This window comes from Nocardiopsis chromatogenes YIM 90109 (genome assembly GCF_000341185.1).
In the GTDB taxonomy this organism is placed as follows: Bacteria; Actinomycetota; Actinomycetes; order Streptosporangiales; family Streptosporangiaceae; genus Nocardiopsis_A; species Nocardiopsis_A chromatogenes.
This window is the reverse complement of record NZ_ANBH01000105.1, coordinates 31,781-46,261: the sequence shown is the minus strand read 5'-3', so window position 1 is coordinate 46,261 and position 14,481 is coordinate 31,781. Positions and strand designations below refer to the sequence as shown.

The 14,481-nt window shown below is 73.3% G+C and carries 12 protein-coding genes, 2 pseudogenes and 1 CRISPR repeat array; of the genes and pseudogenes, 3 read left to right on the top strand and 11 right to left on the bottom strand.

From position 1 onward, the window contains the following. Positions 1–24: 24 nt before the first annotated feature. Positions 25–210, bottom strand: coding sequence for a hypothetical protein (locus D476_RS0110530; protein ID WP_017623915.1), 186 nt, complete (start codon positions 208–210; stop codon positions 25–27). A gap of 179 nt (positions 211–389) precedes the next feature. Then, positions 390–920, bottom strand: a complete 531-nt coding sequence (locus D476_RS0110525; RefSeq protein WP_017623914.1) for a cysteine hydrolase family protein — start codon at positions 918–920, stop codon at positions 390–392. 155 nt (positions 921–1,075) lie between these two features. Between D476_RS0110525 and D476_RS32870 the strand changes: the two genes are divergently transcribed. Together D476_RS32870 and D476_RS0110515 are read left to right on the top strand one after the other, a co-directional pair. Further along, entirely contained in the window at positions 1,076–1,555 is a 480-nt protein-coding gene (locus D476_RS32870; RefSeq protein ID WP_017623913.1) for a MarR family winged helix-turn-helix transcriptional regulator, read from the top strand. A 292-nt stretch (positions 1,556–1,847) separates the two neighbouring features. Then, positions 1,848–2,918 (top strand): YeiH family protein, encoded by a 1,071-nt coding sequence (locus D476_RS0110515; protein WP_026123403.1) that lies wholly within the window; start codon positions 1,848–1,850, stop codon positions 2,916–2,918. A 100-nt stretch (positions 2,919–3,018) separates the two neighbouring features. Next, positions 3,019–3,291: direct repeats of the CRISPR family, unit length 29 nt; unit sequence ATGCTCCCCGCGCGTGCGGGGATGGACCC. Between the two features lie 212 nt (positions 3,292–3,503). Here the strand turns inward: D476_RS0110515 and D476_RS0110510 are convergent. The 3 genes and pseudogenes from D476_RS0110510 to D476_RS40060 all read right to left on the bottom strand — a co-directional run. After that, positions 3,504–4,673: an ARPP-2 domain-containing protein gene (locus tag D476_RS0110510; protein WP_449289400.1), complete on the bottom strand. Its 1,170-nt coding sequence runs from the start codon at positions 4,671–4,673 to the stop codon at positions 3,504–3,506. 1,913 nt (positions 4,674–6,586) lie between these two features. Further along, positions 6,587–6,808 (bottom strand): hypothetical protein, encoded by a 222-nt coding sequence (locus D476_RS38905; protein ID WP_026123402.1) that lies wholly within the window; start codon positions 6,806–6,808, stop codon positions 6,587–6,589. A 106-nt stretch (positions 6,809–6,914) separates the two neighbouring features. Continuing rightward, positions 6,915–7,118 (bottom strand): annotated as a pseudogene (locus D476_RS40060) (transposase); the annotation flags it as partial. A gap of 387 nt (positions 7,119–7,505) precedes the next feature. Here D476_RS40060 and D476_RS0110495 point away from each other — a divergent pair. Next, positions 7,506–8,240, top strand: a complete 735-nt coding sequence (locus D476_RS0110495; RefSeq protein ID WP_017623910.1) for a DUF4389 domain-containing protein — start codon at positions 7,506–7,508, stop codon at positions 8,238–8,240. Positions 8,241–8,281: 41 nt separating this feature from the next. Here D476_RS0110495 and xylB read toward each other — a convergent pair whose 3' ends face one another. From xylB to D476_RS0110465, 6 genes and pseudogenes are all read right to left on the bottom strand, one after another. Further along, positions 8,282–9,688: a xylulokinase gene (xylB, locus tag D476_RS0110490; protein WP_017623909.1), complete on the bottom strand. Its 1,407-nt coding sequence runs from the start codon at positions 9,686–9,688 to the stop codon at positions 8,282–8,284. An 87-nt stretch (positions 9,689–9,775) separates the two neighbouring features. Then, positions 9,776–10,723 carry a PfkB family carbohydrate kinase gene (locus D476_RS0110485; RefSeq protein WP_017623908.1) on the bottom strand — a complete coding sequence of 316 codons (948 nt, stop codon included), beginning with the start codon at positions 10,721–10,723 and terminating at the stop codon, positions 9,776–9,778. A 131-nt stretch (positions 10,724–10,854) separates the two neighbouring features. Next, a pseudogene (locus tag D476_RS32860) lies at positions 10,855–11,259 on the bottom strand (carbohydrate ABC transporter permease); the annotation flags it as partial. Between the two features lie 41 nt (positions 11,260–11,300). Then, positions 11,301–12,152 (bottom strand): carbohydrate ABC transporter permease, encoded by an 852-nt coding sequence (locus tag D476_RS0110475; RefSeq protein WP_017623906.1) that lies wholly within the window; start codon positions 12,150–12,152, stop codon positions 11,301–11,303. Further along, complete coding sequence (locus D476_RS0110470) at positions 12,149–13,105, bottom strand: carbohydrate ABC transporter permease (RefSeq protein ID WP_017623905.1); 957 nt, start codon at positions 13,103–13,105, stop codon at positions 12,149–12,151. Before D476_RS0110470 ends, D476_RS0110475 begins: the two co-directional genes overlap by 4 nt. After that, positions 13,102–14,469, bottom strand: coding sequence for an ABC transporter substrate-binding protein (locus D476_RS0110465; protein ID WP_017623904.1), 1,368 nt, complete (start codon positions 14,467–14,469; stop codon positions 13,102–13,104). The genes D476_RS0110470 and D476_RS0110465 overlap by 4 nt, the downstream gene beginning before the upstream one ends. Between the last annotated feature and the right edge of the window lie 12 nt (positions 14,470–14,481).

The window sequence follows — 14,481 nt, the reverse complement described above, 5'->3', positions numbered from 1 at the left end:
GGGGATTGCGGCGCGTCCCGGTGGTCACTCGGTGACGGTGATCCCGGCCGCGCGCAGTTCCGCCACGGCGGCGTCGGCACCGCCGGGGTGCGCCCCGACGAACACCGTCGCCGGGCCCTCAGGCGGGAAACGGCCCCTCCCGGTGGGGGAGAGGCCGTCTCCGGCGAGCGCTCCCGAGGTCAGAAGGTCGACGGCGGGTTCATGGTCCAAAGCTCTTCCATCTGAGCTACACCGGCTGTGCCGGTGGCAGGACTCGAACCTGCGTCCCTTGGATTAGGAGATGAAGTATCCGCCGTCTTCGCACCGAGAGCGCGTGAAGGACGCTATCAGCGCTGTTCTGGGTGGAGAAAGGGATTTTCCGGCCTGGGGATTGCGGCGCGTCCCGGTGGTCACTCGGCGACGGTGATCCCGGCCGCGCGCAGTTCCGCCACGGCGGCGTCGGCGCCGCTCGGGTGCGCCCCGACGAACGCCGTGGCCGACAGGGGAACGGTCACCCTGTATCCCAGCCCGGCCGCGTCCCGCGCAGTCGCGGCGACGCAGACGTCGGCCGCGATGCCCACCACGGTGACGGCCTCGACGCCGTCCCGGGCGAGCAGCGCGCCCAGGCGGCTCAGCCCGCCGGTGCCGGGCCCCTCGTCGGCGCCCGGGACCGGGGCGTGGACGAACCCAGAGAAACCCCCCTTCCTGCCGGGCCCCTTCGTCACCACGGTGCCGCGCACCACCAGCTTCGGGTGCAGGTCGAACCGGGGGTCGTCGGGCGGCCCGTCGACGGGGGCGTAGTCGCGGGTGTAGTAGACCGGCCGTCCGTGCCGTGCGGCCGTTTCGATCTGGTCGTTCACGGCGGCGAGCACGGGCTCGCCGACGACGTCGACGAACAGGTTCTGCACGTCGACCACGATGAGCGCCTCGTTCGCGGGCATCGGCTGTCTCCTCACGTTCGGGTGTCCGCGCCGTGGCCGTACGGCCGGCGGGCGCGACCGGGGGGATCCCGGCGGTGGTTTGCTCGGCGATCATTCACTAGGAAACTATCTACCACGACATGAAACGCCGGTCAACCTTCTGCTAAGGTCGGGATATGCCGAACGAGCGCCCCGCAGCCCTGACCGCGTGGATGGAACTCGGTGACACCGCCACCCGGCTCCGCGCACAGATCAACCGGGTCCTCCAGCGGGAGGTGGACCTGACGCTGGCCGAGAACCTCGTGCTGTGCCATGTGGCCATGGCGCCGCAGGGGAGGCTGCGCATGGTCGACGTCGCCGACATGCTCAATCTCGGCAAGAGCGCGGTGACCAAGACCGTCGACCGGCTGGAGCGGCGGGAGCTGCTGGCCCGCCGCCGGGACGACCCCGACCGCCGGACCGTCTACGCCGTCGTCACGCCGGAGGGCGGCCGCGTGTTCGAGACCGCCCAGAAGGTGTTCGCGGAGGCCGTCCGCGCGCAGGTCGAAGGGGCCCTGACCCCGTCCGAGGTCGGAGAGTTCCGGCGCCTCCTCGACAAGCTCGACCGGCGCGCCTCCGCCGAGGAGCACGCCGACCCCGAGGGGCGGCAGGCGTAGAAGGGCCGGTCCGCCTTCCGCGGCCGATTCCACCGCGCGTCACCTCGGATTCGCCCCTCCAGGCCGCCGCTCGTCCTGGGGTGCGCGTTGACGGTCATCGTCGACCGGTGCCCCTCGTCCGTCCCTCGTCCGGGCAAGGGCGCACCAGGGCGTTCGCGTGATCTGCGATGTCACCCGCCCCGTCCGGTGATGGCCCGGGCGGAAGCGGTGGCAGGAGGTGATGCAGTCACTGCATGCCCTACCCCGGAACCGGCGGCTACCGGCGGGAGACCGGCGGCGGGAGCGTGGGGGCATGCTCAAAAAGTCCCCTTCCTTCGCTTTATCCCCCGCGCGGATCCGGGTGCGCCTCGCCCCGCTGCTGCCCGGGACGGTGCTGGCCGCGGCGGGCGTGGCGGCGGCGATGGGCGTGCACGCCCTTGTCCCGGGCGCGGGCGCCCTGGTCGTCGCGCTGGTCCTGGGGGCGGTCCTGGCCAACGTCGGCCTGGTGCCGGACCGCGCGCTGCCCGGCCTGAAGGCGGCGGCGAAGACGCCGATGCGCGCCGGGATCGTCCTGCTCGGTCTGGGGCTGTCCCTGCCGGACGTGCTGGCGCTGGGCGGACCGGTGCTTCTGGTGGTGGCCGGGGGACTGGTGGCGACGTTCGGCGCCACCGTGGCGATGGGCCGCGTGCTGGGCATCGGCCCCGAGCGGAGGATGCTCATCGCCGCCGGGGTGTCGGTGTGCGGGGCGTCGGCCGTCGCGGCGGCCAACGATGCTGTGGGCGGTGACGATGACGACGTGGCCACGGCGGTCGCCCTGGTGACCGTCTTCGGGACCATCGCCATTCCGGTGCTGCCCGCCCTGGCGGCGGCGTTCGGCCTCGGCCCGGACCTGACGGGGATGTGGATCGGTGCCAGCGTGCACGAGGTGGGCCAGGTGGCGGCGGCTGCGGGCGCGGTGGGCGGGACGGCCCTCGCGGCGGCGGTGGTGGTGAAGCTGACCCGGGTGGTGCTGCTGGCGCCGCTGTTGGTGGCGCTGGGGATGTGGCGGCGGAGAAGGGAGGCCGCCGGTGCCGGACCTGACGGGGCCGCTGGCGCCGATGGGGAGCGGAAGCCGAGCCTTCGCCGCCCGCCGCTGGTGCCGCTGTTCGTCGTCGGGTTTCTTGCGGCCGCAGCCTTGGGCGGGACCGGATGGCTGCCGGGAAGCGTGTTGGCGGTCGGGGGAGTGCTTCAGACGATCCTGCTGTCGGCGGGGCTGTTCGCCATGGGGACCGGAGTGCACCTGCCGACCCTCGCGAGGAGCGGAGCCCGGCCGTTGGCGCTGGGGGCGGCGGCAAGCGCGTTCATCGCGACGGCGACCTTGGGAGGGCTGACGGCGGTCGCGTGAGAGGACAGGAGGACGCCTCTACGGGTGCGCTACCGTTTCCAGGAGCCTCAAAGTTGCATGAAAGAGGGTTCAGCGCTGAAGAAGCCCCAGGTCAGCGAGGATGCTCCCCGCGCGTGCGGGGATGGACCCCCCGCAGCTCTTCCACCAGAAAGAACAAGCTCATGCTCCCCGCGCGTGCGGGGATGGACCCTGCCTGCGGCACCACTGCTCGACACCGCGCGAATGCTCCCCGCGCGTGCGGGGATGGACCCGGCGCACCGACATGGCCGGAATGCGCCTGCTGATGCTCCCCGCGCGTGCGGGGATGGACCCACTTCGTGGACCTGCTCGTCTAGGTCCACGGCATGCTCCCCGCGCGTGCGGGGATGGACCCGAGAGAGACACGCGTCCTGGTGGTCCGCAACGATGCTCCCTGCGCGCGGGGATGGACCCGCCTTCACCAGGGTCTCCCGGGGCGTATCTACATGCTCCCCGCATGCGCAGGGTCGGACCTGTGCGTCTGGAAGTGCTGTGCCCCGCACCAGCCGGGGTGACAACGAACGAAGGGGCGGTGCCGCGCACCGCCCCTCTCTCGTTTCCGGCTTCCTACGGGTTCGGATTCCCCGCGTAGAAGCGGTCCAGGATGTCCTGCCTCAGCAGGTGCTCCAGCCCTGCCGACCGCATCCTCGTGATCAGTCCCCGGCGGTCCGTGTCCAGCGCCGCCGCGGCCGTGTCCAGATGCCACCGCGCGTCGGCCAGCCGACTCAGCAGATGTCCCCGCTTCGTCTGGGTCTTGGACAGCACGATCGTCTTCAGGTAGGCCACGCGCTCCCTCTTGTGGAGGATCGCCTCCCCGATGTGGTTCGTCTTGGCCGGGTCGAACGGCGGCAGGAACCGTTCCAGCGTGAAGTCCCCCATCCGGTAGACCGGGTTCCGCGTGTAGTCGGCATCGGCCANCGCCAGCATCGTCTCGTCGTGGAACTCCCGCCACGACGCCCGCTGCTCCTCCAGTGCCTCCCGCAGCCCCGCCAGGTCCGTCACCCCGCGCGTCCTCAAGGGCGCGTACAGGTGGGGCGGGTCAGGGGCGAACATCGCGTTGCGGTAGACCGCCTCCCCGAACATGTCCAGCACCAGCGTCGGGTGCAGCATTCGGTAGTCCTCCGGGTGCGGTGTCACGACCACCGACGCCAACTCGTCCGCGATGTACAGCGCGACCCCGCACTGCCCGCGCACGATCTCGAACGTGCGCAGCGCCTCGGCCAGCCCGTCCACGTGCAGCCCCAGGTAGGAGTCCTCCTCGCGCGGCGACAGCCCCCGCCGGAGCGTCGTGCGCGACCACTCCTGCCATGCGATCTCCGGTCCGCCGAAGTGCAGGCTCAGATACCCCTCCATCGCCAGGTGCAGCGGCAGGAACCGCAGCCGCGTCCGGGCCGTGCGCTGCACCTGCCGCCGCAGCCCGAACATGGTGATCCGGGGCGGCCCGCCGGCCGCCTCCTCCCGCAACGCGCGCTCGGCCTCGGCCCCGGAGGGCACCCCGTCCTCCACCTCCGAGAGCCACGTGCCGTACGCCGCCGACGCCGCCTCGTCGCCCCACGCCGCGACGTAGGCGTGCGGTACGTACCCCACGTAGCGAGGCCGCCGCTGCGACCCCACGGCCGCGGTGTCGCCACCGGTCAGGCGCGGGTGCAGCCGCAGTCCTTCGACGGGGTGCCGCCGGAGCAGCGGCACCATGCGCACGCTGCCGCGCACCTGCGCGCGGCCGGTCTCCAGGCCCATCAGGGCGAGGCCGGTCACCGGACCTCCTGAATCGTTCGCGCCGCGTCGACGTCGGCGATATAGGCGGCCACCCGCTGGTCCAGGTGCTCGCGCAGCTCGGCCAGGCCCGACCGGCCCTCCCCGAAGCGCGCCAGCTCCACCAGCGACGGCAGCGCCGAGGCGTCCCGGATGCCCACGGTCGGCACCGAGCCCGCCAGCCGGGCGGGCTCCATCTCGTCCGCGTCCAGCACCGGGTTCAGGTGCACGGCCGCCGTCCGGCGGTCCGGGTCCACCCGGGTGCGCCAGGCGTCCAGCAGCGCCGCCGGGACGGGCGGGCTGTCGTCGTGCCCGTCCGAGACGACGACCATCCGCTCCGGCCCGTCCTCCAAGGCGTCGAGGATGGTCTCGGCCAGCCGGGTCGCGCCCTCCGGGCGGACGGTCAGGGCGTCGCGGCGCCCCGACACCCAGTGCGCCGTGTACCGCACCGACAGCTCCTCCAGCACGAAGTGGCACGCCAGCGCCACCGCCAGCGGCCGGTTCCGCTTCACGGGCGACCCGAACGAGGAGTAGCTGTCGTCGAGCACCGCCGCCGTCGGCCCCCACGTGCCCGCTTGGCCGCCGACGATCCGCCGGGCCGCCGACCGGAGCGCCGCCGTCAGCTCCTCGCGGCGCTCCTCCCGCTCGGCGATCNCACGTACGAGCACAGCCGCGTCAGGCCCGCCCGCCTCAGGTCGGCGCCTTCCAGGCCGTGCGCGCGCAGACTCCGGTCGAGCCGCAGCAGCTCGCCGCCGGTCGCCGACGCGCGCGCCCGGGACAAGAACTCCTTGCGCGGCACCCCGTGCTTGGCGGCGAACCCCTCGCCGACGCTGAGCGGCAGGTCGTAGGCGGCCTCCATGGTGTAGTGGGCCTCCCGGTAGGACTCCAGCAGGGGCGTGGCGAAGAAGCCCGCCCGGTGCGGCGGGGAGAAGCAGAACTCGGAGATCTCGCCGGGCAGGCGCAGGTGGGCGTGGCGGGCGGCGGCGGTCAGCCCGGCGCGGTACTTGACCGCGTCGAAGGCCAGGTCCCGCCGCTGCGAGACCCAGCGGGCGATGACGGCGCGCGTGCGCCGGTTGTTGACCCGCTCGGCGGCCAGACGCCGGAAGAGGCGGTAGACGCGCTGCGTCGGCATCCGCGAGAGGCGTTGGGCGATGAGGGCGCCCTCGGTGCGCCGGTCCAGGGCGGCGGCCCCGGGCTCGCCGGGGTCCGACAGCAGGCCGTGCACGATCCGGGCGGCGTTGTGGTCGTTGACGTCCAGCGCCAGCGAGGCCGCGTACAGGTCCCGGTAGTTGATGCGCACGTAGTCGTGCAGGAAGTCCAGGGTGAGCCGCTGCTCGGCGGCGCCGTCGCGGAACTCGCGCTGGCCGGTCCCGCTGATCGCGGCGTTGGCGAACCTGAGCACGTCCTCGCAGGCGAGCAGGTCGGTGTAGGTGTCGCCGTTCGGGGTCTCGCGCATCGCCGCTCCGCGGGGGTCGGGGGGAGGCCGACCGGGGAGGAGGGGAGCGAACTGCGTGATGGTCGCGATAGAGGCGAAATCCGGAAGTCGCGCCGAAGTCCCACGGTCGGCCCGGAGTGAGGCTAGCAGCCCGCGAGCGCCCGATTCATGGGGTTTTCGTGTCGCCTCCGCCCCCGGTGGAGGCCGGGGTGCGCCCGCCACGCGCCCCTGCACGTCCGTTCACGCACCGTCACGGATCCGGTGGCCGGTCATCGGCGGGTGCGTCCCTCAGAGCGGCGTGGCCGGGCCCGACCGGGTCGGTGCGACCGCCACGGGGCGAAGGAATGCCCGCCCCGTAGGGAGGGCGCTCACCGGTGCTCGCTGACGGCGGGTTCCTGTGTCCTGTCCGAAGTTCCCCCGCCCGGCCTCTTCCTTTGGTGCTTGCTGCCCGTCCTGCCCCGGTCTACCGGGCTTGGTCCCGTCGCCGACCCCCTTTCAGCTCCTCGCGGCGCTCCTGCCGTTCGGCGGTGGGCAGCGCCAGCACGTACGAGCACAGCCGCGTCAGGCCCGCCCGTCTCAGGTCGGCGCCCTCCAGGCCGTGTCGGCGCAGGCTCCGGTCCAGCCGCAGCAGCTCGCCCCCGGTCGCCGACGTGCGCGCCCGGGACAGGAAGGTCCCGCGCGGCACCCCCTTTCAACGCCCGGATAGGGGAGGAACCGACCGCCGCGCGGGAGAAGTCCAGCGCATCGGCCCCGCGCAGCTCGTCCAGCGGTACCTCGCGCAGGCGCTCCCGCACTCCGGCGGCGTTCCACTCCTCCAGCGGCCGCCGGCAGGTCGTCCCGGAGCCGAAACCCGACTCCGCGGGCAGGTGCTCCCAGGCGATGCCGGTGTGCAGGACGAACAGGACGCCCTGGAAGGCCTTGCGGTCATCGAGCCGCTTCCGCCCGGGATGCCGGAAACGGCGCTCGGCTCGGGGAAGCAAGGGCTCGATCCTGGACCCGAGCTGGTCATCGACATCCCACGGCCTCGGCCCGGCCGCCGCACACCCTCCAGATCATCGCCCCCGGGATGATCAGACCACGCACTGCCCCATCCTGTTAGGAGTTCTTCAGCCCGACTTCCCCGAGAGCAACGGGGATCCGGGCCGGTGGGGCCGCCGGGGGGAGTCACGGCGGGACCCGGCAGAACTCCGGGCAGGCCCTGGGCCCCGCGACGCAGGGGCGATGTGCCCGAAAGTCCCCGTGCTGGAGGCTGTTCACCCCTTAAACCGGGCCGCCCTCCCGCGTTCCACTGGAGACCGCCGCCTACGGGCTCGGCGTCCCGGGGGGACGGCCCTTCACCGGGCCGTGCGCAGCAATGTTCCCTGTCTGTGGAGGGCAGTGAGATGGCGACCACCCCGGTCCGGATCGAAGGCGACCTGGACGGCCGGAGCCGCTGGATGTGGCTGGTGAAGTGGCTCCTGGCGATACCGCACTACATCATCCTCTTCTTCCTGTGGGTCGCCTTCCTGCTGCTCACCGTCGTGGCGTTCGTCGGGATCCTGATCAACGCCCGCTATCCGGGCTGGATCTTCCGCTTCAACCTCGGCGTGCTGCGCTGGTCGTGGCGCGTCGACTACTACGGCTACGCCGTGCTCGGCACCGACCGCTACCCGCCCTTCACCCTCGGAGCGGCCGAGGACTACCCCGCGCGGCTGTACATCGCCGAACCCGGGCGGCTGTCGCGGGGCCTGGTCCTGGTCAAGTGGTGGCTGCTCGCGATCCCGCACTACCTGGTCCTCATGGCCTTCCTCGGCGGTACGACCTTCGTCGTCATGGACGGCGGGGACAAGGGGTACGGGGCGGTCGCCGCGGAGGCGGCCGCGAGCGGGATCGGCCTGACGACGGTCCTGCTCCTGATCGTGGCGGTCGCGCTGCTGTTCACGGGCCGCTACCCGCAGGGGCTGTTCGACCTCCTCATGGGCATCGCGCGGTGGGCGATACGCGTCGGGGCGTACGTCGCCCTCATGACCGACACCTACCCGCCGTTCCGCCTCGACCAGGGCGGGCGCGAGCCGCTCGCGCAGGACCCGCAGAGCGGAGCGGACACGCCGCCGCGGGCGCCCTCCGGGACCGTGTGAGACCGGCCGGGGCGGCGGGACCCGGCCCCGCCGCCCCGGCCTCACGCCTCCTGCGACTCCAGCCGCGCGCGGACCTCGGCGTAGCGCTCCCGCACCTGCGGGGCGGGCTCGCCGGTCCGCTCCTCCGCCTTCGCGCCCCTGCCCCACTCCGGCGGCTCGGCGCCGCCCAGCAGCGCCCACGCGGCCTGCCGCGCGGCCCCGTCGGCCACGTACTCGCTGTCCTCGGGCACCAGCACCGGCCGCCCGAACACCCGCGGCGCCAGCGCCTTGACCGCCTCCGAACGGGCGCCGCCGCCGATGAGCAGGACCCGCTCCACCGGGACGCCGTTGTCCGCCAGCGCGTCCGCCGCGTCGGCCAGGCCGCACAGCATGCCCTCCACGAACGCCCGCGCGATGTTGGCGGGGCGCAGGTTGGCCCCCGTGAGGCCGTCCAGCCGCCCGGTCGCGTCCGGGAGGTTCGGCGTGCGCTCCCCCTCCAGGTACGGCAGCAGCACCAGCCCCTCGGCGCCCGGGTCGGCGGAGAGCGCCAGCCGGTCGAACTCCTCGCGGCCGACCTGCAGGGCCGCCGCCCCGGCCTCCAGCACGCGCGCCGCGTTCAGCGTGCACACCAGCGGGAGGAAGCCCCCCTCGGCGTCGGCGAACCCGGACACCAGCCCGCTCGCGTCCGCCGTGGGCGCCGGGACCGACGCGAAGGCGGTTCCCGACGTGCCCACCGACACCGCCACGTCGCCCGGGCGCAGCCCGAGCCCCAGGCCCGCCCCCATGTTGTCGCCGGTGCCGACCCCCACCGCGCGCACGTCCTCCCGGCCCGGCGCCGGGGCGCACTCCAGCGCCTCGCCCGGCGCGGCCACGCGGGGCAGCCGCACGTCGTGCCCGAGCGCCAGGCGCACCAGGTCGTCACGGTAGGCGCCCTCGGCGGGGGAGTAGTACCCGGTCCCCGAGGCGTCGCCGCGGTCGGTCACCGCCTGCGCGGCCCCGGTGATCCGCCGCGTCAGCCAGTCGTGCGGCAGCACCGCCTCGGCCACCCGGGAGGCGTTCTCCGGCTCGTTCGCGGCCAGCCAGCGCAGCTTGGCCACGGTGAAGCTGGACACCGGCACGCTGCCCACGGCGTCGGCCCACGCCTTGGGCCCGCCCAGCTCGGCGACCAGGTCGGCGGCGGCGCCGGCCGCCCGCGTGTCGTTCCACAGCAGCGCCGGGCGCACCACGCGCCCCTCCTCGTCCAGGGCCACCAGCCCGTGCTGCTGGGCGGCGACCGCGATCGCCTCGACGCCCTCCAGCAGCCCGCCCGAGGAGGCCTCCTCGAACGCGCGCCACCAGGCCTCGGGGTCGACCTCGGTGCCGTCGGGGTGCGGGGCGCGTCCGGTGCGCACGAGGGCTCCGTCCTCGGCGCGCCGGACGACGATCTTGGTGGCCTGGGTCGAGCTGTCGACGCCCGCTACGAGTGCCATGCGATCTCCCTCAGGGGACAGGGGGCGCCCCTCACGCCGGGGGTGCGCTCCAGGGAACGTGGTGTGGCGGCCATTACCCGCCACACCCTAAGAGACCGCTTTTCCGAGGGCGGCTTCCACCTCGGCCCGGCCGGGCGGGGAGGAGCCCGCGCGCGTGCACGCCAGGGCGGCCGCGTTCGCGGCGAACACCAGCGCCTCGGAGGCGGCGTCCGGGCCCATCTCCTCCAGCGCCGCCGGGCCCTCCAGGAACCCGCGCCGTTCCAGCTCGGCCAGGTAGGCGCCGATGAAGGCGTCGCCCGCCCCGACGGTGTCGACCACGTCCACCGGCGGCGCGGCGGCCCGCAGCGGCTCCCGGCCGGGCAGCACCGCCACCGCGCCCTCGCCGCCGAGGGTGACCAGCGCCAGCCGCAGGCCGTGCTCCTCCACGAGCGCCTGGGCCGCCTCCACCGGGTCGCGCCCGGGGAACAGCAGCGCGAGGTCGTCGGCGCTGGCCTTGAGCACGTGCGCCACATCGCACCAGCCGCGCGCGTTCTCCCGGTAGGCGTCCATGTCCGGGCAGGCCACGGCGCGCACGTTGACGTCGTAGGAGACCACGGTCTGTCCGCGCCGCGCGCGCAGCCACGACCGCAGCACCGAGGCGCCGGGCTCCAGCACCGTGGCCAGGGTGCCCACGTGCACGCACGCCCCCGCGGTCTGCGACGGCAGCTCCACGGGCGACCACTGCCAGTCGGCGGTGCCCGCCGCGTAGAAGGTGTACTCGGCCGACCCGGAGTCGTCGAACGCGACGAAGGCCAGGGTGGTCTGCTCGGGGGCGTCCACCGCCCACCTCAGGTCCACCCCGTTCTCCTCCAGGTGGGCGCGGAGCATCCGCCCGAAGTGGTCCCGCGACAGGCGGCAGAGCAGGGGCGCGCGGGCGCCCAGCCGGTTCAGCGCGATGGCGGCGTTGGCGGCGCCGCCGCCCGGCAGCGCCCGCCAGTCGGCGGGGGAGTCCCCGGGGATGAGGTCCACCAGGGCCTCGCCGCAGACGATGATCATGTGACTCCCGACGTTCGGCGGCCCCGGCGCGGCGGTGCCGAGCACCGCCCCACCGGGACCGGGACTGTCCGACGGTTCCCCATCATGGCGGGGCGGCCGGGCCCGCGGCCCGCCGCCCCCGCCGTCGGCCCCTACTTCACCGCGCCCATCGACAGGCCCCGCACCAGCTGCCGCTGGGCGGTCCAGCCCACCACCACGATGGGCAGCGAGGCCATGACCGCCGCCGCCGACAGCTGCGCGATGAACAGGCCCTCGCTGGTGATGAACCCGGTCAGGAAGACCGGCACGGTCGCCGCCTGGGCGGCGGTCAGGTTCACCGCGAAGAAGAACTCGTTCCACGCGAAGATCGTGCAGATCAGCGCGGTGGCGGCGATGCCGGGCGCCATCACCGGCAGCATCACCGACCACAGGATGCGGCCCAGCCCGGCCCCCTCCACCCGCGCGGCCTCCACGATGGCGCCGGGCACCTCCAGGAAGAACGAGCGCAGCATCCACACCGCGATCGGCAGGGTCATCGCCGTGTAGAGCACGACCAGGGNCGGCCGGGCCCGCGGCCCGCCGCCCCCGCCGTCGGCCCCTACTTCACCGCGCCCATCGACAGGCCCCGCACCAGCTGCCGCTGGGCGGTCCAGCCCACCACCACGATGGGCAGCGAGGCCATGACCGCCGCCGCCGACAGCTGCGCGATGAACAGGCCCTCGCTGGTGATGAACCCGGTCAGGAAGACCGGCACGGTCGCCGCCTGGGCGGCGGTCAGGTTCACCGCGAAGAAGAACTCGTTCCACGCGAAGATCGTGCAGATCAGCGCGGTGGCGGCGATGCCGGGCGCCATCACCGGCAGCATCACCGACCACAGGATGCGGCCCAGCCCGGCCCCCTCCACCCGCGCGGCCTCCACGATGGCGCCGGGCACCTCCAGGAAGAACGAGCGCAGCATCCACACCGCGATCGGCAGGTTCATCGCCGTGTAGAGCACGACCAGGGTCCACACGTTGTCCAGCATGGACAGCCACGAGGCGGCCACATAGATCGGCACCACGACGGCCACCACCGGCAGCATCTTGGTGGAGATGAAGAAGAACAGCACGTCCTGGGTGCGCTTGACCGGTGCGATCGACAGCGCGTAGGCGGCGGGCAGCCCCAGCACCAGGACCAGCACGGTCGAGGCGACGGTGGCGATCAGCGAGTTGCCCGCGTACGGCAGGAAGTCGGCGCCCAGGACCGCGGTGAACCGGTCCAGGGTCGGCTGGAAGAACAGCGTGGGCGGGTCGGTCGCCGCCTGGTTCTCCTCCTTGAAGGCGGTCAGCACCAGCCACAGCACCGGTGAGACGAACAGCAGCGCGATCGCCCAGGTGGCCGCGGTCAGGGCGGTGCCGCGCGCGCTCCCGCGGGGGCGGCGCGCCGGGCGCTGGGGGCTCAGGGCGGTCACGTTCTCGCCTCCTGTGCGTTCATGAAGGTCCGGAAGATCAGCCGCAGGGCGAGCATGGCCACGATGATGGTGCCGACCACCACCACGACCCCCATGGCCGCCGACTGTCCGATGTCGAACCCGAGGAAGGTCCGCTGGTAGATGTAGAAGGGCAGGTTGGAGCTGGCGGTCCCCGGGCCGCCCTGGGTCATCATGTAGATCGTGTCGAAGGTGTTGACCACGTAGACCGACCCGAGCAGCACCCCCAGTTCGATGTAGCGGCGCAGGTGCGGCAGGGTGATCCAGGCGAACATCTGCCACCGGGAGGCCCCGTCGACCTGACCGGCCTCGATCACGTCGCGCCCCTGGCTCTGCAGGCCGGCCAGCACCAGCAGGGTCATGAACGGCGTCCACTGCCACACCAGGGCCACCACCACCGAGAGCACCGGCGACTGCGACACCCAGTCGGTGTCCCCGGCGCCCAGCGGCCCCAGCACGAAGTTCACCAGGCCGAACACCGGCTCGAACATGATGTGCTTCCACAGCAGCGCCGTGGCCACCGGCAGCACCAGGAACGGGGTGATGATCATCGTGCGCACCACCCCGCGCCCCCGGAACGGGCGGTCCAGCAGCAGCGCCAGGCCGATCCCCAGCAGCATCGCCACCACCACGCACGAGGCGGTGATCAGCACCGTGTTGGCCGCCGCCCCGAGGAACTGGCGGTCGGTGAAGACGCGGGCGTAGTTGGCCAGGCCCACCCACGCCTGGGAGTCGGGCCGCAGCAGGTTCCACGACCGCAGCGAGTAGACGATCGTCGCCAGGAACGGCAGCTGCGTGGTGGCCACCAGGAACACCAGGGCGGGCAGGAGGGGCGCGCGCCGCGCCCACCCGGCCGCGCGCCGGCCCCGCTCCTTCTCGGGCCGCCGGGCGGGCGCCGCGGGGGCCTCGCGCGCGGGCGCGGTCGCAGCGCTCATCGCTCGTCCTCCTTGTAGGTGTCGCCGACGTCCTGGGCGTAGCGCTGGCTCTGCGCGAGCGCCTCGCCGACGGTGACCTGACCGGCGATCGCGGCACTGAGCTGCTGGCTGACGCGGGTGCCCAGGTCCTGGAACTCGGGGATGGCGAGGAAGCCGATGCCCTGGTAGGGGACGGGGCGCGTGCCCGGGTCGGCGGGGTCGGCCTGCTCGATGCCCTGCAGCATGGGTCCGGCGTAGGCGCCCGCGGCCTCCTGGTACCCGGGCTCGTCGAAGGTCGACAGCCGGTTGCCCGGCGGGACCCGCTGCCACCCGTACTCGTCGGCCACCAGGCGGATGTAGTCCTTGTCGGTCATCCACTCCAGGAACCGCCAGGCCTCCTCCTTGTGCTCGGAGGTGGCGGGGATGCCCAGCGACCAGGTGTAGAGCCAGCCGCCGTAGTCGGTCTCGGCCACCGGGGCCGGGGCGTAGCCGTTGAGCCCGGCCACGTTCCCGGCGCTGTCGTCCTCGATGGTGCTCACCATGGAGGTCGAGTCGTAGAACATGGCGGCCCGCCCCTGGGCGTACCGGTTCAGGCAGTCGCCGAAGCCGCTGTTGGCGGCGCCGGGCTGGCCGTGCTCGCGCACCAGGTCCACGTAGAAGTCCGCGGTGCGGCGGAACTCGGGCGAGTCCAGCTCGGCGTTCCAGCCCCGGTCGTACCACCGGCCGCCGAAGGTGTTGAGCATGCTGTTGAACGGGCTGAGCATCTCGCCCCACCCGGCCAGGCCGCGCATGCAGATCCCGGACACGCCCGGCTCGACGCCGTCCAGCTCGGCCGCCAGGCCGGCCACCTCCTCCCAGGTGGGGTTCTCCGGCATCTCGACCCCGGCCTCCTCGAAGAGGTCCTCGCGGTAGGCCAGGAAGGACGACTCGCCGTAGAAGGGGACCGAGTACATGTCCCCCTCGTGGGAGAGGTCCTCGCGGATGGAGGGGATGAAGTCCTCGTCGTCGTAGCCCTCGGAGGCGTCGATGTAGGGCTGCAGGTTCTCCAGCCAGCCGAACTCGGCCCACTGGCGGGTCTCGTAGTTGCTGATCATCACGGCGTCGAACTCGCCGCCGCCGGTCGCCACCGACGTGGTGATCTTCGCGCGCGCCTCGTTCTCCGGCAGCGAGACGAAGTCGACCTCGATGCCCGGGTTCTCCTCGCGGAACCGGTCCTGCAGCGAGATCGCGTCCTGCATCTGGGGGTTGGAGACGATGGCGACGGTCAGCCGGACGGTGTCGCCGCCGGAACCGGTGGCGCCGGCCCCGGCGCATCCGGTGAGCAGCAGCCCGGCGGCGGCGACGGCGGCCGTGCGGGCGATGGGGATGGAGCGCGTGGGGTGCACTGTGCTGCCTCT

What these genes read in the sequence shown, in the direction of transcription:
- D476_RS0110525 (WP_017623914.1), bottom strand. Translation starts at nt 920, where the DNA reads ATGCCCGCGAACGAGGCGCTCATCGTGGTCGACGTGCAGAACCTGTTC.
- D476_RS32870 (WP_017623913.1), top strand. Translation starts at nt 1,076, where the DNA reads ATGCCGAACGAGCGCCCCGCAGCCCTGACCGCGTGGATGGAACTCGGT.
- D476_RS0110515 (WP_026123403.1), top strand. Translation starts at nt 1,848, where the DNA reads ATGCTCAAAAAGTCCCCTTCCTTCGCTTTATCCCCCGCGCGGATCCGG.
- D476_RS0110495 (WP_017623910.1), top strand. Translation starts at nt 7,506, where the DNA reads ATGGCGACCACCCCGGTCCGGATCGAAGGCGACCTGGACGGCCGGAGC.
- xylB (WP_017623909.1), bottom strand. Translation starts at nt 9,688, where the DNA reads ATGGCACTCGTAGCGGGCGTCGACAGCTCGACCCAGGCCACCAAGATC.
- D476_RS0110485 (WP_017623908.1), bottom strand. Translation starts at nt 10,723, where the DNA reads ATGATCATCGTCTGCGGCGAGGCCCTGGTGGACCTCATCCCCGGGGAC.
- D476_RS0110470 (WP_017623905.1), bottom strand. Translation starts at nt 13,105, where the DNA reads ATGAGCGCTGCGACCGCGCCCGCGCGCGAGGCCCCCGCGGCGCCCGCC.